We start from the raw sequence: 18291 nt of genomic DNA on the forward strand, positions 1-18291 counted from the left end.
ACATCCTGCCGTACGAATCAGGGGATACGGCGAGGGCCGCCGTGCCCGGGCGCACAGGGCTGTGCGTCCGGGCACGGCGGCCCTTCGTCGGCCAGGCGCCGGCGGCGGCTACTCGTCCCCTGCGGAGCCTCCGCCGAAGAAGCCTCCGTCGGTGGCGCCCTCGTCGGCGCCGGGCGAACTGGACGTGGTGCCGCTCGGTTCGCCGCTGCCGCCGCCTCCGTTGCCGCCGCCCCCGCTGACCAGGCCGCCGCTGCTGCCGCCTCCTGCGGGATTGCCGGGACCGCCGTTGTCACCGCCGCCGTCGCCGCCGCCGTCGCCGCCGGTCTCGCCGTCGTCGGGCTGGCAGCGCCAGTCCTCCCACGGGTTGCAGGACTCGGTCGGGTCCGGGCTGGTCGAGCCGGACGGGGTCTCGGACGGCGTCTCCGAAGGAGTCTCGGAGGGGGTCTCGGACGGCTCCGCCGGCGGGGTCGGCTTCGGACTGACCGCGCCGCCGCCCCAGACGGCCTCCCCGTCGATCGACTCCGGCTCGGGGAACTGCTTGACCGGCATTCCCTTGACGGCCTCGGTCATATACGCGTGCCAGATCTGCGACGGGAAGGACGAACCATGGATCTTCTGCTCGCCGCCGGTGCCGTACATCTCCTCGAACTTGCGGTTCTTGTTCGTCTCATCGTCGTCGAGGCGGTACATGTCGATCGCGGTCGACAACTGCGGGGTGTAGCCGACAAACCAGGCGGAGCGGTTGCCGTCGGTGGTGCCGGTCTTTCCAGCCACCTGACGGCCCTTGATGGCGGCGTTCCGTCCGGTGCCGTCCGGGTCCTCGACGACGGACCGCAGCACATCGGTGACATTGCTGGCCACGGCGGTGGAGAAGGCCCGCTTGGACGTGCCCGCGTGCTCGAAGACGGTCTTGCCCTTGTGCATGACCTTGGCGACGGAGTACGGCTCACGCTGCTCGCCGTTGCTCGCGAAGGTGGCGTAGGAGCTGGCCATGCGGATCGCGCTGGGCTCCGAGATGCCGAGCGAGAAGGAGGGCACATTTGACTTGGAGAGGCTGGACTCCAGGAGCCCGGCGTCGATCGCCGCCTCCCTCACCTTGTCGATGCCGATGTCCATGCCGAGCTGGACAAACGGCGAGTTGGCGGAGTGGATCATGGCCTCGCGCAGACTGATGTTGTCATAGTCCCGATGGCCGTCGTTGACCTGCAGCCACTCCTTGCCTTCCTCGTTCTGCCAGACGCTCCCGTCATAGTTCTTGATCTTGAGCTTGTTCTTGCCGTTGTAGCGGCTCTTGTCGGGGTCGACGAGCCGTCGCGAGTCCGGACCCTGCGCCGGCGGTCCCTGTGGATCGCGAACGCCGTCCCGCATCGCCGCGGCCAGCACGAACGGCTTGAAGGTCGAACCGACCTGGGCGCCGGTCTGGTCGGCGTTGTTGGTGAAGTGCGTGGTGGCGTCCTCACCGCCGTAGATGGCGACGATCGCTCCGGTCTCGGTGTCCACGGACGCGCCGCCGAACTGCACATGCGTATCCGTCTTCGGGCGCTTCTCGGGGTCGATCTTCCGCTCCCGGAGCTCCTTGACTGCCTTCTCGAGCTGCTTGACCTTGTTCTTGTCGAAGGTGGTGTGGATCTCGTAGCCGCCCGTGCCCAGCGCATCGGCCGTGATGCCCCGGTCGTTGTTGTTGATGAAGTACGCCTTGGCGAGGTTCACCAGATAGCCGATCTGCCCGCTGAGCTGGGCGCTCTTGCGCGGCTTCGCGGGCATCGGGAACTCGGTGTACTTCGCCCGCTCCGCGGCGTCGAGGTGGCCGTCCTTGACCATCTCGTCCAGGATCCACTTCCAGCGCTTGGTCACCCGCTCCAGGTTGGACTTGGCGTCGGCCCTGGGGTCGATCTCGGCGTTGCCCGCCGGGTCGTAGTACGTCGCGCCCTTCAGCAGCGCGGCGAGGACGGCGCACTCGCTCGCGTTCAGGTCCGTGGCGTCCTTGTTGTAGTACGTGCGCGCCGCGGCCTGGATGCCGTACGCGCCGCGGCCGAAGTACGAGGTGTTGAGATAGCCCTCCATGATCTGGGGCTTCTTCATCTCGTTGTTCACCTTTATCGAGACGAACAGCTCCTCGAACTTACGGCTGAGGGTCTGCGACTGGTCGTTGAGCCGGGCATTCTTCACATACTGCTGGGTGATGGTGGAGCCGCCCTGGGTCTGCTGCCCCCTGGCCATGTTGAACACAGCCCGCCCGATGCCCATCGGGTCGATGCCCTTGTCGGTCCAGAAAGTCTTGTTCTCCGCGGAGATGACGGCGTTCTGCATCTCCATCGGAATCTCGTCGATATTGACGATCTGACGGTTGACCTCACCGCCGGTGGCGGCCATCTGGGTGCCGTCCGACCAGTAGTAGACATTGTTCTGGGCGGTCGCCGCATCCGCCGGGTTGGGTACGACGACCATGGCGTACGCGATCGTCGCCGCCCCCATCAGACTGCCGAAGAAGCCCAGACACAGCCCGGTGAACAGCTTCCAGGACGGCACCCAGCGCCGCCAGCCGTACTTGCCGTGGCGCGGATAGTCGATCAGCCGCCGTTTGCCGGGCCGGCCGCCGCGGCCGTGGCCCTCATGGCCGCTGCCGCCGCCTCCGCGCCGACCGCCGCCGGCCCCACGGCCGCCATGGCCCGCGCCCTCGTCCATACGACGGCGCCCGCCGGAGCGCTGCGCCGCCCTTCTGGCCTCGGCCCGGCCCATATAGGGCCGCTCCTCGCCATATGAGCCAGGGGAGGCGGAAGGGGAAGCCGAGGCGGCGCCCCGGGGCGGGGCTGCGCGGCGGCCGGACTGCTGGGCGGCGCGTCTGGCCCCGGCACGTCCGCCGCCCTGTGACTGCGGCGGTTTGCGACGGTGCTCGCTCATCGAACGACTACTCCTCGGGCAGGCGAGACGCCTGGAAACGGCAGTTGAGTTCCGGTCCCCCCGACTTGGATACGGACGAGCTGTGGAACACGCTCATCCGCCCTGCACCCACGGCGAGGACGCGGTGCGGCGTCACTTGGTTCCCGGTGGTCTGCATGCCGCACAGACTACGCACGGCCAAAACCCACCTAGTCCTGAAGTTCACCCCATATCAGGCAAGTTGCTTCCGATGAATTGACGATGTGACGCCGTTCACCACTGCCCCACTTGTCGCAGCAGGCACACCGTTCTATCGTGCAGATGTATCGACTCGATACATCAGGACAACACATCGTCCCGCTTGAGGGCCCGGCGGGACGGGTGCGGCGGCGAGGAGGCGATGGTGAGCAGACGCTCCGGGATCCTCGAGTTCGCCGTGCTCGGTCTGCTCCGCGAAGCCCCGATGCACGGGTATGAGCTGCGCAAACGGCTCAACACCTCGCTGGGGATCTTCCGTGCGTTCAGCTACGGGACCCTCTACCCGTGCCTCAAGACGCTGGTCGCCAACGGCTGGTTGATCGAGGAACCGGGCAGCGCTCCGGAGGACGCCCTCGCCGCATCGCTGGCCGGGCGGCGCGCCAAGATCGTCTATCGGCTGACGGCGGAGGGAAAAGAGCACTTCGAGGAGCTCCTCTCACACACCGGACCCGACGCCTGGGAGGACGAGCACTTCGCGGCTCGTTTCGCCTTCTTCGGGCAGACGGAGCGCGAGGTGCGCATGCGGGTGCTCGAAGGCCGCCGCAGCCGGCTGGAGGAGCGTCTGGAGAAGATGCGCGCTTCTCTGGCGCGTACCCGCGAGCGCCTCGACGACTACACGCTTGAGCTGCAGCGACACGGCATGGAGTCCGTGGAGCGCGAGGTGCGCTGGCTGAACGAGCTCATCGAGAGCGAGCGGGCGGGGCGGGATCAGCGTCGAGCCTCCCCCGACGGCTCTGCTCAGCAGGACAGCACATCTGGAGAGACGGGCGGCCTGCCCCGGCGCGGAGAGACCTCCGGAGGCACAGCCTCCGGGGGCGCTGCCCCGCCGGATCCGTCCGACGACACCACCACGTGAGCCTCTGCGGTCCGCAGGGTCTCATCCGGAATACCGAGATCAAACAGGGAGCAACCGGAAATGGGTTCGGTTCGCGTAGCCATCGTCGGCGTGGGCAACTGCGCCGCCTCGCTGGTGCAGGGCGTCGAGTACTACAAGGACGCCGACCCGGCCAGCAAGGTGCCGGGGCTGATGCACGTCCAGTTCGGCGACTACCACGTGCGGGACGTCGAGTTCGTCGCGGCCTTCGACGTGGACGCCAAGAAGGTCGGCCTCGACCTCGCGGACGCCATCGGCGCCAGCGAGAACAACACCATCAAGATCTGCGACGTGCCCGCCACGGGCGTGACGGTGCAGCGCGGCCACACCCTCGACGGCCTGGGCAAGTACTACCTCCAGACCATCGAGGAGTCGCCCGAGGCGCCGGTCGACGTCGTCAAGACGCTCAAGGACAAGCAGGTCGACGTCCTCGTCTGCTACCTGCCCGTCGGCTCCGAGGAAGCCGCCAAGTTCTACGCCCAGTGCGCCATCGACGCCGGGGTCGCGTTCGTCAACGCCCTCCCGGTCTTCATCGCGGGCACCAAGGAGTGGGCGGACAAGTTCACCGAGGCCGGTGTCCCGATCGTCGGCGACGACATCAAGTCCCAGGTCGGCGCCACCATCACCCACCGTGTGATGGCCAAGCTGTTCGAGGACCGGGGCGTCGTCCTGGACCGCACGATGCAGCTCAACGTCGGCGGCAACATGGACTTCAAGAACATGCTCGAGCGTGAGCGCCTGGAGTCCAAGAAGATCTCCAAGACGCAGGCCGTCACCTCGCAGATCCCCGACCGGGAGCTGGGCGAGAAGAACGTCCACATCGGCCCGTCGGACTATGTCGCCTGGCTGGACGACCGCAAGTGGGCGTATGTGCGCCTCGAAGGCCGCGCCTTCGGCGACGTCCCGCTGAACCTGGAGTACAAGCTCGAGGTGTGGGACTCCCCGAACTCCGCGGGCGTCATCATCGACGCGCTGCGCGCCGCGAAGATCGCAAAGGACCGCGGCATCGGCGGCCCGATCCTCTCGGCCTCCTCCTACTTCATGAAGTCCCCGCCGGTTCAGTACTTCGACGACGAGGCCCGCGAGAGCGTCGAGAAGTTCATCAAGGGCGAGGTCGAGCGCTGAGTCCAGCGGCAGCCAGGCCGTCCGCGGCCGAAGGCGGCTGTTCCTTAGGAGGGTCCCCGGGCAATCCGCCCGGGGACCCTCCTCATATGTGACGCTTGCTCGCATGCCTGTCGTGCGTGATCTGCGCGTGCTGCTGCGTCTGACCAACTTCCGGCGGCTCCTGGCCGTTCGGCTGCTCTCCCAAGCGGCCGACGGCGTCTACCAGGTCGCGCTCGCCACCTATGTGGTCTTCTCTCCGGAACGGCAGACTTCCCCGGCCGAGGTCGCCTCCGCCATGGCGGTGCTGCTGCTGCCGTACTCCCTGATCGGGCCGTTCGCCGGCGTTCTGCTCGACCGCTGGCAGCGCCGTCAGGTCTTTCTGTACGGCAATCTGCTGCGCGCCGTCCTCGCCGTCGGCACCGCCCTGCTGATCCTGGCCGCGGTGCCCGACTGGCTGTTCTACGCCTCGGCCCTGTCGGTCACCGCCGTCAATCGGTTCGTGCTGGCCGGACTGGCCGCCTCGCTGCCCCGCGTCGTGGACCGTGAGCTGCTCGTCATGGCCAACTCCCTGTCCCCGACGGCCGGCACCCTGGCCGCGACCGCGGGCGGCGGACTGGCCTTTCTGGTGCGGCTTGTCGCGTCGGACTCCGACGCGGTCGTCGTGCTGCTCGGCGCCGGTCTGTATCTGTGCGCGGGGCTCGCCTCCCTGCGCATGTCACGCGAACTCCTTGGACCTGACGAGAGGTTGGTGCAGCCGAGGCTGACCGCCGCCATCGCCTCCACCGTGCGCGGTCTGTGGGAGGGACTGCGGCATCTGGCGGAGCGGCGGAACGCAGCCCGCGTACTGACCGTCATGACGGCGATGCGCTTCTGCTACGGGGCGCTGACGGTGATGGTCCTGATGCTCAGCCGGCACGCGTGGTACGAGGACGAGGACAAGGGACTGGCCCTGCTCGGCGTGGTCGTCGCCGTCTCGGGCGCGGGCTTCTTCGCCGCGGCGGCCCTCACCCCCTGGGCGGTGGGGCGGATGGGCCCTTACGGCTGGATGGTGACCTGCGCGGCCGCCGCCGCCGTACTGGAGCCCACTCTCGGTCTGCCCTTCGCGCCCGGGCCGATGCTGGTCGCCGCCTTCGTCCTGGGACTCATCACCCAAGCAGTGAAGATCACCACCGACACGGTGGTGCAGACATCCGTGGACGACGCCTACCGCGGTCGCGTCTTCTCGCTCTACGACATGCTGTTCAACGTCGCATTCGTCGGCGCCGCCGGGGTCGCCGCCCTGATGCTCCCCGCCGACGGACGGTCCGCACCTCTCGTGCTCATGGTGGCGTCCCTCTATGGGGCGGTCGCCCTAACCCTGGTCCGATGGAGGAGACTTGGCTCGATGCTATAGCGTGCGCGCGTCAAACAAGCGATCGCATGCATCGGGGGCAATGCCTTTGGGCAGCCGGGCCCCTACACCCAGCAGCCCCCACAGCAGCAGCCTGGCTATGGCTATCCACAGCAGCAGCCCTACCCGCCCCAGCAGCCGGGGCAGGGGTAACCGCAGCAGCCCGCACAGCCTCATCCGCAGCAGCAGTGGGGTGCCGCCCCGCCTCCTCCGCCTCCGCCGTCCGGAGGCCGGCGGAGCTCCGGCACGGAGTTCGTCCTCTGCCTCAACAAGATCGAAAAGTAGCCGAAGCGACGGCTGTGTAGCCCGAGGGGCGATGTTTCACGTGAAACATCGCCCCTCGATGCTCTGCCTTCGATGCTCGTCTCCATGTTTCACGTGAAACATGGCGGGCCCATCGCGCTCCCCTGGCTTACGCCCGCCCCGTCTTAAACCCCGTCCTGGGCCGCCCACCATTCCTTCAGGGCGGCAACCGCAGCGTCGTGCTCCATGGGCCCGTGCTCCAGCCGCAGCTCCAGCAGATGGGCATACGCCTTGCCCACCAGAGGACCGGGGCGGATGCCCAGGATCTCCTGGATCTGGTTGCCGTTCAGGTCGGGCCGGATCGCATCCAGCTCCTCCTGCTCCTTCAGCTGGGCAATGCGCTCCTCAAGTCCGGCATAGGCACGGGAGAGCGCGGCGGCCTTCCGCTTGTTGCGGGTGGTGCAGTCGGAGCGGGTCAGCTTATGCAGCCGGGACAGCTGCGGACCGGCATCACGCACATACCGGCGCACAGCGGAATCGGTCCACTCCCCGGTTCCATATCCATGGAACCGCAGATGCAGCTCGACCAGCCGAGAGACGTCCTTCACCAGTTCATTGGAGTACTTCAGCGCGGTCAGCCGCTTCTTGGTCATCTTCGCGCCCACCACTTCGTGGTGGTGGAAGGAGACACGGCCGTCCGTCTCAAAACGCCGGGTACGCGGCTTGCCGATGTCATGCAGCAGCGCCGCCAGCCTCAGCACCAGGTCCGGACCGTCCTCCTCCAGCGCGATGGCCTGGTCCAGAACGGTCAGAGAGTGCTCGTAGACATCCTTGTGACGGTGGTGCTCATCCCCCTCCAGACGCAGCGCAGGCAGCTCGGGCAGCACATGATCGGCGAGCCCGGTGTCGACCAGCAGGGCGAGGCCCTTGCGGGGGTGAGCGGAGAGGACCAACTTGTTCAGCTCGTCCCGCACCCGCTCGGCCGAGACGATCTCAATACGGCTCGCCATCGCCTTCATGGCGGCGATGACCTCCGGCGCGACCTCGAAGTCAAGCTGTGCGGCAAACCGGGCGGCCCGCATCATGCGCAGCGGATCGTCGGAGAACGACTCCTCCGGGGTGCCGGGCGTACGCAGCACGCGCTCGGCAAGATCCCTCAGCCCGCCGTGCGGGTCGATGAACTCCTTCTCCGGGAGTGCCACGGCCATCGCATTGACGGTGAAATCCCGGCGGACCAGATCCTCCTCGATCGAGTCGCCATAGGAGACCTCCGGCTTGCGCGACGTTCTGTCGTACGCCTCCGACCGGTAGGTGGTCACTTCGATCTGGAAACGCTGTACGTCGTCACCAACGCGCGCGTCCTTCTGGGAGCCGACCGTGCCAAACGCGATCCCGACCTCCCATACGGAATCCGCCCACGGGCGGATGATCTTCAGTACGTCCTCGGGGCGGGCATCCGTGGTGAAGTCGAGATCGTTGCCGAGCCGGCCGAGCAGGGCGTCCCTGACCGATCCCCCGACCAGGGCAAGGCTGAACCCGGCCTTCTGAAATCGGCGCGCGAGCTCATCGGCGACAGGGGAGACACGCAGCAGTTCGCTCACCGCTCGGTGTTGCGCCTGGCTCAGGGCAGTGGAGATGTCTTCATAGGCGTTCGGCACAACAGGAAAGGGTACGTGCCCGGGCCGACCCCGGCGTCCCCGTTTACCGTGGCCCTGGGACACTTCCTCCGATCATGTGAGCTGTACCGCAGCACTTCGGCACAGCGCGCCTCGTTACCATGCGTGGACGCACAAGACCGACGACACCCACCAGCGGCAGCAGACGACGAGAGACGGGCGAGCGCGTGGCCGAGGCTGCAGACTTCCAGGGGATGAACACCTCTCCTGCCCGCCCGCGGCTGCGGCGTATGGCCTCGCTCCTCCTCGGCGCTCCCCTGCTGGCCGGTCTGCTCTGCGGCCCCGCCGCTTCCACGGTCCACGCCGCCGAGCGGAAGATCACCGCCGAGAACGCAACGGGCTCACGCACGGTCGATGTGTCATTGAACACCGTGACGCCGATCGCTCCGGAGAAGGATGACACGATCACCATCTCGGGGACACTGGTCAACAAGGGCAAGCAGACGATCACGGACGCCGAGCTCGACCTCCGGGTGGGCCAGCGGCTGACCAGCAGAAGCTCCATCGACCGCGTCTCCGAGCGCACGGCCTATGCGCCAGGGCTCGATGGCTCGCCGGTCGGCGACAAGTACACGCTCAAGATCTCCGAGCTGGACTCGGGCATCAGCCGGGACTTCACGCTTTCGGTCCCGGCGGACGAACTGGATCTGGGCGACGACGGCGTCTATCAGCTCGGGGTCTCCCTGTCGGGCAAGACGGCCAACACGCGCTATGAACAGGTCCTCGGCATCGAGCGGACCTTCCTTCCCTGGCAGCCCGGAGCCATGGAGAAGAAGACCCAGCTCACTTATCTCTGGCCGCTGATCTCATCGACGCATCTCACGTCCGAGACGGGTTCGGACGAACAGCAGACGCCCGTCTTCGCGGATGAATCGCTGGCCGCCGAGCTCGCTCCCGGCGGGCGGCTGGAACAGCTGGTCACGCTTGGTGACGATCTGCCGGTCACCTGGGTGATCGACCCGGACCTGCTCGCCACCGTCGACGCGATGACCAGGAACTACGAGGTCAAGTCCGGTGACTCGACCGTCAAGGGGCAGCATCAGGCGATCGCCAAGCGCTGGCTGACAGCGCTGGAAGCCGCGGTACAGGACAGCAAGGTCATCGCGCTGCCCTTCGCCGACCCTGATCTGGCGTCCCTGGCGCACCGGGGCAAGAACGTCTCGGGATCCCTCAGCCATCTCCAGCCGGCCACCGAGGTCGCCGAGACCACGGTCGAGACGATCCTCCATGTGAAGCCGTCGGTCGACTTCGCCTGGCCGGTGAACGGAGCCATCGACTCCTCGATCGTCGACATCGCCACCTCCGGCGGGGCACACAAGGTGATCGCACGCAGTGACAGCCTCCGGGACAGCCTCGACTACACGCCCACGGCCGCCCGCCCGATCGGCGGCGGCACGACCGCGGTAGTGACCGACGCCGGGCTGTCCACCGCTTTCGAGGGCGATATGGTCCGCGCCGACAGCTCGGCACTCGCCGTCCAGAAGTTCGTCGCCCAGTCCCTGGCCGTAAGCCTGGAGAGGCCGGAGGACCAGCGGAGCATCGTCGTCGCCCCCCAGCGGACGCCCTCCACGGCACAGGCTCAGTCGATGGCGCGCGCCCTGCACGCGCTCGACGGCCGTCGCTGGACGCAGCCGCAGGACCTGACGGCGGCCGCCGCGGCCAAGCCCGACACCGACGCCAACACCACGGTGCCCGGCTCCTCCCAGTACCCCTCGGAACTGCGGAAGCAGGAGCTGCCGGTCAAGGCGTTCCAGGACATCAGGGCCACGCAGACCGTCCTCGACAACTTCAAGGTCATCCTCACCGCACCCCATCGTGTGGTCACTCCGTTCGGCAGGGCCATCGACCGGGAGATGTCCACGTCCTGGCGCGGGCAGGGAGCTGCCGCGCTGAGCTACCGCACGGCGGTGAGCGACAATCTGGTGGGGCTCACCGAAGAAGTGCGGCTGATCGAGAAATCCGATGTGACCCTGTCGGGGCGCAGTGCGACGATCCCGGTCACCGTGCAGAACAAGCTGCTCCAGGGTGTCGATCATCTGGTGCTGCGGCTGAGGTCCGAGAGCGCCACCCGGCTCAATCTGGACGACGACAAGCCGATCGCCGAGCAGCCGATCATGGTGGACGGCGGTCACAGCCAATCGGTGAAGTTCGACGCCAACGCCAACGCCAACGGCCCGGTGCAGATGACGGCACAGCTCTACACCGCGGACGGAAAGCCGTACGGGCTGCCCATGACCTTCACCGTGAAGGTCTCCGAGATCACCCCGACGGTGATGCTGGTCATCGCCGGCGGTGTGCTGCTGCTCGTTCTGGCCGGCGTCAGGATGTACACCCAGCGCAAGCGGGCCGCCGCGCTCGAGTCCGCGGCGGAGGCGGACGACCCCGGCGAGGCGGCGGAAGCCCGGCGTTCACAGAGCGCCAGGGCCGTTCCGGCAGGCGGGCCGGACGGCGAAGACGGGTCCGATCCCGGGCAGCCGGGTGACCCGACGCCGGACACCGGGGCCGAAAGCGGTGACCCGTCGGGCGCGGGTGAGAAAGTGGACCGTTGAGCGATGTCGTGGCCGGCCGGCCGGGGACGATGAGGTGGGGTAGCAATGAACGCGCCGTATGACGGTGACCGCGGTCAGGGCGCGGGCGGAGACCCCGCAGGCCAGGGCCCACCTCCGCCCCAGCCCTCATCCGACCCCCATGCGCAGAATCCCTACGCGCAGGATCCGTATGTCCAGGACGCATACGCCGAGGACCCCTACCAGGCGCAGGGGCTGCCTGCCCAGGATCCCGTCGACGAGGCGCTCTACGACCGGGCCGCTCATCCGCCTCCGCCCCCGGGCAGCTATCCGGACCCCCAGCCGCTCTATCACCAGCCGCCCGCGCCTCCGCACGCACCCGACCCCAGGATCTGGGCGCAGACTCCGCCGCCGGAGCCCGCAGGGCCGTCCCGGCACCTTCCGTACGGCGACGACGCCAGGACCACCCAGTTCACCGGTGTGGACGATCTGGTGACACAGGCCGGTGAGGAGAGGCAGGAGCCCGACGCCTTCGCGCACCTCTTCCGCGACCAGCGGACATCGGGGCAGCCGGCCGCTCCCGCCGCTGAGCCAGAGCCGGAGCCGACGCCCGCACCCGCGCCCGCCCCGCCGAAGAAGCCCGGCGGCAAGGCCGCCGGGCTGCTCAAGTCGAGCGCGGTCATGGCAGCCGGCACAATCGTCTCCCGCCTCACCGGCTTTCTGCGCACCCTCGTGATGGCGGCGGCCATCGGCGTCGGCACGCTCAACGACTCCTACCAGGTCGCCAACACGCTGCCGACGATGATCTACGTCCTCGTCGGCGGCGGCGCGCTCAACGCCGTCTTCATCCCCCAGCTCGTCCGGGCGATGAAGAACGACGACGACGGAGGCGAGGCGTATGCCAACCGGCTGCTGACGCTCGTAGTGGTCCTCCTGGCGGGCGTCACCACGCTGTGCGTGCTGGCGGCGCCGCTGTTCATCCGGATGATGTCGGCGGAGATCGCCTCCGACCCCCAGCGGATGGAGGTCACGGTCACCTTCGCCCGCTACTGCCTGCCCACGATGTTCTTCATGGGCGTGCATGTGGTGCTCGGTCAGATCCTCAACGCCCGTGGCCACTTCGGCGCGATGATGTGGACGCCGGTCCTGAACAACATCGTCATCATCGCCACCTTCGGCGCGTTCATCTGGGCCTTCGGCAGCTTCACCGAATCGGGCGTCGACGCCTCCACCATCACCCCGGAGGGCGTGCGGCTGCTGGGCATCGGCACGCTGCTCGGACTGACCGTCCAGGCGCTGGCCATGGTCCCGTATCTGCGCGAGGCCGGCTTCAGCATGCGGCTGCGCTTCGACTGGAAGGGCCATGGCCTCGGCAAGGCCGTCGGCCTCGCCAAGTGGACCTTCTTCTTCGTGCTCGCCAATCAGCTCGGGATGATCGTCGTCACCCAGCTGGCCACCTGGGCCGGTTCCGTCGCCGAGGGCGAGGGCTTCACCGGAACGGGCATCACGGCCTACAACTACGCCCTGCTGCTGTGGCAGATGCCGCAGGCGATCATCACCGTCTCCGTGATGACCGCGGTCCTCCCCAGGATCTCGCGCTCCGCACACGACGGAGACCCGGCCGCGGTCCGCGACGACATCTCCTACGGTCTGCGCACCTCGGCCGTGGCCATCGTGCCGTGCGCCTTCGCCTTTTTCGCCCTCGGCGTTCCGATGGCGACACTGCTGTACGCCGGCTCCGGCGCGGACGGCGCACGCAACATCGGATACACCCTGATGGCCTTCGGCCTCGGACTGATCCCGTATTCCGTGCAGTACGTCGTCCTCCGCGGCTTCTACGCCTACGAGGACACCCGCACGCCCTTCTACAACACGGTCATCGTCGCGGCGGTCAACGCCGCCGCCTCCGGTGTGTGCTTTGTACTGCTGCCCGCCCGCTGGGCGGTCGTGGGGATGGCCGCCTCCTATGGCCTCGCCTACGCCGTGGGCGTAGGCATCGCCTGGCGACGCCTGAAGCGGCGGCTCGGCGGGGATCTGGACGGCGCTCATGTGATGCGCACCTACGCCCGGCTGGCCATGGCGTCCGTGCCAGCCGCGATCGCCGCGGGCGGGGTCGCCTTCGCCGTCACCAGGGCCCTGGGCAGCGGGGCCGCCGGCTCACTGGCCGCGCTGGCCGGCGGGGCCGTTGTGCTGCTGGGCGTCTTCTTCGCGGCGGCGAAGCGGATGCGGATCGAAGAGCTCAACGCCATGGTCGGAATGGTGCGGGGCCGTCTCGGCCGCTGAGACCGTCCCGCGGGCCGGGCCCGGAAAGGCCCTCCCGCACAACCATCGCCGGACGCCGTGTGTCGTGCATAGCGCCGGACTGTGGGCACAATTGGCTTGGCTGTCGGACAAGGCGCATCGGATGGGGAGGCAGGAACGACGGTGGCGGAACGTAGCACGGCTGCCGTCGACGTGGCCGACAACAGCGGAGACGAACCGCTGACCGCCCAGGCGGGCAAGGCCACGGCCGACGGGGCGGCTGGATCCCAGACCTCTGCCGAGAGCAGCGCCGCGCCCGGCGAAAGAGGCGAGCGGGCGGGGGCTGAGTCCTCGACCGCCGCGCCCGAGCTCCACAGCGGTCACAAGCTGGCCAGGCGCTACCGCCTTGAGGAGTGTGTCACCCGTCTGGACGGTTTCAGCAGTTGGCGCGCCGTCGACGAAAAGCTCCGCCGGGCCGTCGGCGTCCATCTGCTTCCCGCGGACCACCCCCGGGCCCGCTCGGTGCTGGCCGCGGCCCGCTCCGCCGCGCTGCTCGGCGACCCGCGCTTCGTTCAGGTCCTGGACGCGGTCGAGGAGAACGATCTCGTCTACGTCGTGCATGAGTGGCTGCCCGACGCGACGGAGCTGACCGCACTGCTCGCGTCCGGCCCGCTGGAGCCGCACGACGCCTATCAGCTCGTCGAACAGGTCTCCCAGGCCATGGCCGCGGCCCATCGCGAAGGGCTCGCCCATCTGCGGCTCACACCGGGCGCGGTGCTGCGGACGTCGACCGGTCAGTACCGCATCCGCGGGCTCGCGGTGAACGCCGCGCTGCGCGGCATCACCGCCGACCGTCCACAGCGCACCGACACCGAGGCGATCGGGGCGCTGCTGTATGCCGCGCTGACCCAGCGGTGGCCCTACGAGAGCGACGCATACGGGCTGTCGGGGCTGCCCAAGGGCGTCGGGCTCATCGCCCCGGACCAAGTCCGCGCAGGAGTCCACCGGGGCCTGTCCGAGCTTGCCATGCGCGCACTGGTCAACGACGGGGCGACGGCCTCCCGCCAGGAGCCGCCGTGCACCACACCCGAGGAGCTGGTCAAGGCCGTCTCGGCGATGCCGCGGATCCGTCCGCCGGAGCCCGCATTCGCCTCCCCGCCCGACTACCAGCGCACCACCTACCAGCGAGGCGCCTACGGCCGTCCTGCAGCGCACCAGCCGCCCACGGCGCCCCAGCCCCTCAGCACTCCGCCCCCGCCCCTGCAGAGCCGGGCCGGACGGGCGCTGAAGTGGACGGTGTCGGCCCTCCTCATCGCCGCTCTCGGCCTGGGCAGCTGGCAGGTCGCCGACAAGCTCCTCGATCGCGACACATCTCCCGCCGACCCCGGCACCTCCCAGCCGGAGCCCGAGGAAAAGAACCCGGAGTCAGAGCCGGAGCCGGGCAAGCCCATCGCGATCGTCGACGCTCATGACTTTGACCCCCTCGGAAACGGCTCGGAGAAGCCCGCCGACGTCAAGAACAGCTACGACGGCGACCCGAGCACCTACTGGCCGACGGACAACTACTTCCGCGCCGATCTCGGCGGGCTCAAGCCGGGCGTGGGCATCGTCCTCGACCTGGGCAAGGTCCAGCGGGTCGGGTCGGTGGATCTCACCTTCCTCGGCGGCGACACCTCGGTGGAGCTGCGGACCGCGCCCGCGGACGCCTCCGCCGCTCCAACCGGATACGAGGCCTTCACCAAGGTCGCCGAAGGCAGCGGCACAAGCCTCTCCCTGAAGCCCGGTGAGACGGTGCAGACCCGGTACGTTCTGGTATGGCTGACCGAGCTCCCATCGAGTGGCGGCGGCTTCCGCGGCAAGCTCTCGGAGATCAAGATCACGAGCTGAGACACCAGGGGAGGGGGCTCACCGTTGGACGATGCGAGACTCGGCGACACCAGCGACCAGGAGCTTCTCGCTCGCCATGTCGCGGGTGACCCGGATGCCTTCGGAGAGCTGGTGCGGCGGCATCGGGACCGGCTCTGGGCCGTCGCCCTGCGCACCCTGGGGGACAGGGAGGAGGCCGCCGACGCGGTCCAGGACGCCCTGGTCTCCGCTTTCCGGGCGGCCCATACGTTCCGCGGCCAGTCAGCCGTCACGACCTGGCTGCATCGCATCACGGTGAACGCCTGCCTCGATCGCGTCCGCAAGGCAGCCTCCCGCAAGACGTCTCCGGTCGACGACACCGAGCGCCTGGAGCAGCTGCTGGAGCCGCACGAGTCGGCCGAGGCGCCCGCCGAGCGGCAGGATCTCCACCGCCAGCTGCTCGCCGCGCTGGCCAGGCTCCCCGTCGACCAGCGTGCCGCGCTGGTGCTGGTCGATATGCAGGGCTATTCGGTCGCCGAGGCCTCAGAGGCGCTCGACATACCTGTCGGCACCGTCAAGAGCCGTTGTGCCCGTGGCAGGGCGCGGCTGCTGCCCATGCTCACTCATCTGCGCGGTGACGGAGGTGACGACGGGGGTAACACAGCCATCAGCGGGGGAAGGAACCGGACGCCGGGGACATCCGTCCCACCGGCGTCGGGACAAAGGGAGACAGGGCCAGGCGACCCTGCAGCCGTGAAGGGCGGAGGTGGACGCGCGTGACATCCACGGCCGACACGACGCAGCACCCGGACGTCTCGGAGATCTCCGACCTCACCGAGGGCCTGCTGCCCCCGACGCGTATGGCCGATCTACGGCGGCACCTCGACGGCTGCCCGCTGTGCGCCGATGTCCGGGCCTCGCTCGATGAGATCCGTGAGCTCCTCGGCACACTGCCCGGGGCACAGCGTATGCCGGCGGATATCGCAGAGCGGATCGACGCCGCTCTGGCCGCCGAGGCCCTGCTGGACTCCACCGCCCCGGCGGACGGCGTCCATGTTTCACGTGAAACATCGCCCGCTCCGCTCCACGTCGAGGTCGTCTCGTCCGCCCCCTCTCCGCTCCGTGCCCCTGACCGGCCTGCCGGGCGCCCCGGCGCCGCCACAGGACCGGGGCGTGCCCGTCGCTTCTCCTCACGCCGGCGCAGGGTCCTCACGGCCGCCGTGATCAGTGCGGCAGCCGTAGGGATGGGCGCCCTGCTGTTTCAGGCGCTGGGCACGTCCGGCGGCGAGTCCGGCAAAGAAGGCACGGCTGTCAGCGCGGCAGCGGGGAACGAGCACGAATTCTCCGGCACGGCGCTCCAGAACCGGGTCCGCTCCCTGCTCGCCAGTCGCCCCGCAGAGGCAGAGCCGAGGATCGACAAGGGCCCCTCCGTGGAGCGCCAGGAAGGCTCGGTGTCCCCCAAGCTCACCCCGGAGGCCGTACCGCCGTGCATCCAGAAGGGCACAGGGCGGGCTGAAGCGCCCCTCGCCTTTGAACAGGGCGAGTATGAGGGAACGGCCGCCTATCTCGTGGTGATGCCGCATCCACGCGATGCACAGCAGGTGCAGGCGTTTGTGGTGGACGCCTCCTGTGTGACCGCCGCCCCCGCGGGAACGGGCAAAGTGCTGCTCACCACCGTTTACGCCCGAGGCTGAGACACCCTGCGCGTTCTGCCGTCATGCCGCTCCGACACCCCGGGAATGCGGGGCCCGTAGGATCCGTTGGGTGGGGTGACAGTTGATGTCCCGCCCCCCGTAGGTAGTAAGCAGTCTGCAGAGACGAGGAAGAAACCCGTGAGCGACGTCCGCAAGGTGATCATTATCGGTTCCGGGCCGGCGGGCTACACGGCCGCGCTCTACACCGCGCGCGCATCATTGAAGCCGCTGGTGTTCGAAGGCGCTGTCACCGCCGGTGGCGCACTGATGAACACGACCGATGTGGAAAACTTCCCCGGTTTTCGCGACGGCATCATGGGCCCCGACCTGATGGACAATATGCGGGCGCAGGCCGAGCGCTTCGGCGCCGAGCTTGTTCCCGACGATGTCGTGTCCGTCGATCTCTCCGGTGACATCAAGACGGTCACCGACACCGCCGGCACCGTTCACCGCGCCAAGACCGTGATCGTCGCCACCGGCTCGCAGCACCGCAAGCTCGGTCTGCCCAACGAGGACACGCTCTCCGGGCGCGGCGTCTCCTGGTGTGCGACCTGCGACGGGTTCTTCTTCAAGGACCAGGACATCGCCGTGGTCGGCGGCGGTGACACCGCCATGGAGGAAGCCACCTTCCTCTCCCGCTTTGCGAAGTCCGTCACCGTCGTCCACCGCCGCGACACCCTGCGCGCCTCCAAGGCCATGCAGGAACGCGCCTTCGCCGACCCGAAGATCTCCTTCGCCTGGGACAGTGAGGTCGCCGAGATCCACGGCGACCAGAAGCTCACCGGGCTGACCCTGCGCAACACCAAGACCGGCGAGACCTCGTCCCTGCCCGTCACCGGACTGTTCATCGCCGTGGGCCACGACCCGCGCACCGAGCTGTTCAAGGGCCAGCTCGAACTCGACGACGAGGGCTATCTGAAGGTCAATGCCCCGTCCACCCGCACCAACGTCGCCGGTGTCTTCGCCGCCGGCGACGTCGTCGACCACACCTACCGTCAGGCCATCACCGCCGCCGGCACGGGCTGCTCCGCCGCCCTCGACGCCGAGCGGTACCTGGCTGCACTGGCCGACGGCGAGCAGGTCGCCGAGCCGGAGAAGACCTCCGCGGTCTGAATCCTCCGAACCCCCACCCCCTCACACCCCGCAACATAAGGAGGCCGCCGTGGCCGGCGCCGTATCTCATGTGACCGACAGCGACTTCGAGGAGAAGGTCCTCAAGAGCGACAAGCCCGTGCTTGTGGACTTCTGGGCCGAGTGGTGCGGCCCGTGCCGCCAGATCGCGCCTTCTCTCGAGGCCATCGCGGCGGAGCATGGCGACAAGATCGAGATTGTGAAGCTCAACATCGATCAGAACCCGGGTACCGCTGCCAAGTACGGCGTGATGTCCATCCCGACGCTGAATGTCTACAAGGGTGGCGAGGTCGTCCACACCATCGTCGGCGCCAAGCCGAAGGCGGCCCTGGAGCGCGACCTCGCGGACTTCATCGCCGAGTAAGACGGCGGAGAAGGCAGCAGCAAGTCCAAGCTGACTGTTTCACGTGAAACATGAAGGGGCTCATCCCTGTCAGGGATGAGCCCC

12 protein-coding genes are annotated in these 18291 nt (G+C 68.5%); 10 read left to right on the forward strand and 2 right to left on the reverse strand.

The window, feature by feature from the left end:
* Nucleotides 1-108: 108 nt before the first annotated feature.
* Complete coding sequence (locus OF819_RS12560; protein ID WP_267243551.1) at nucleotides 109-2901, reverse strand: transglycosylase domain-containing protein; 2793 nt, start codon at nucleotides 2899-2901, stop codon at nucleotides 109-111.
* Between the two features lie 382 nt (nucleotides 2902-3283).
* Between OF819_RS12560 and OF819_RS12565 the strand changes: the two genes are divergently transcribed.
* The 3 genes from OF819_RS12565 to OF819_RS12575 all read left to right on the forward strand — a co-directional run bounded on the left by OF819_RS12565 (nucleotide 3284) and on the right by OF819_RS12575 (nucleotide 6509).
* On the forward strand, nucleotides 3284-3994 hold the full coding sequence (locus tag OF819_RS12565) for a PadR family transcriptional regulator (RefSeq protein ID WP_267243552.1): 711 nt from the start codon (nucleotides 3284-3286) through the stop codon (nucleotides 3992-3994).
* Nucleotides 3995-4054: 60 nt separating this feature from the next.
* Nucleotides 4055-5137: an inositol-3-phosphate synthase gene (locus OF819_RS12570; protein ID WP_267243553.1), complete on the forward strand. Its 1083-nt coding sequence runs from the start codon at nucleotides 4055-4057 to the stop codon at nucleotides 5135-5137.
* Nucleotides 5138-5240: 103 nt separating this feature from the next.
* Nucleotides 5241-6509, forward strand: coding sequence for an MFS transporter (locus tag OF819_RS12575; RefSeq protein WP_267243554.1), 1269 nt, complete (start codon nucleotides 5241-5243; stop codon nucleotides 6507-6509).
* A 425-nt stretch (nucleotides 6510-6934) separates the two neighbouring features.
* Here the strand turns inward: OF819_RS12575 and OF819_RS12580 are convergent, their stop codons facing one another.
* Nucleotides 6935-8407, reverse strand: a complete 1473-nt coding sequence (locus OF819_RS12580; RefSeq protein ID WP_267243555.1) for a CCA tRNA nucleotidyltransferase — start codon at nucleotides 8405-8407, stop codon at nucleotides 6935-6937.
* Between the two features lie 185 nt (nucleotides 8408-8592).
* On the opposite strand from OF819_RS12580, the gene OF819_RS12585 reads away from it, so the two are divergent.
* From OF819_RS12585 to trxA, 7 genes are all read left to right on the forward strand, one after another.
* Nucleotides 8593-10974 carry a DUF6049 family protein gene (locus OF819_RS12585; protein WP_267243556.1) on the forward strand — a complete coding sequence of 794 codons (2382 nt, stop codon included), beginning with the start codon at nucleotides 8593-8595 and terminating at the stop codon, nucleotides 10972-10974.
* A 45-nt stretch (nucleotides 10975-11019) separates the two neighbouring features.
* Nucleotides 11020-13215, forward strand: a complete 2196-nt coding sequence (gene murJ / locus OF819_RS12590) for a murein biosynthesis integral membrane protein MurJ (RefSeq protein ID WP_267243557.1) — start codon at nucleotides 11020-11022, stop codon at nucleotides 13213-13215.
* Between the two features lie 141 nt (nucleotides 13216-13356).
* Nucleotides 13357-15060 carry a protein kinase family protein gene (locus OF819_RS12595; RefSeq protein ID WP_267243558.1) on the forward strand — a complete coding sequence of 568 codons (1704 nt, stop codon included), beginning with the start codon at nucleotides 13357-13359 and terminating at the stop codon, nucleotides 15058-15060.
* Nucleotides 15061-15084: 24 nt separating this feature from the next.
* Nucleotides 15085-15798, forward strand: coding sequence for an RNA polymerase sigma factor SigM (sigM, locus tag OF819_RS12600; protein ID WP_267243559.1), 714 nt, complete (start codon nucleotides 15085-15087; stop codon nucleotides 15796-15798).
* On the forward strand, nucleotides 15795-16712 hold the full coding sequence (locus OF819_RS12605) for a hypothetical protein (protein WP_267243560.1): 918 nt from the start codon (nucleotides 15795-15797) through the stop codon (nucleotides 16710-16712). Before sigM ends, OF819_RS12605 begins: the two co-directional genes overlap by 4 nt.
* A gap of 138 nt (nucleotides 16713-16850) precedes the next feature.
* A complete protein-coding gene (trxB, locus tag OF819_RS12610) occupies nucleotides 16851-17825 on the forward strand; it encodes a thioredoxin-disulfide reductase (RefSeq protein WP_267243561.1) in 975 nt (324 codons plus the stop codon).
* 49 nt (nucleotides 17826-17874) lie between these two features.
* On the forward strand, nucleotides 17875-18207 hold the full coding sequence (trxA, locus tag OF819_RS12615; RefSeq protein ID WP_267243562.1) for a thioredoxin: 333 nt from the start codon (nucleotides 17875-17877) through the stop codon (nucleotides 18205-18207).
* Nucleotides 18208-18291 lie beyond the last annotated feature (84 nt).

Origin of the sequence: Streptomyces sp. PR69, from assembly GCF_026420845.1 — a bacterium.
GTDB lineage: Bacteria > Actinomycetota > Actinomycetes > Streptomycetales > Streptomycetaceae > Streptomyces.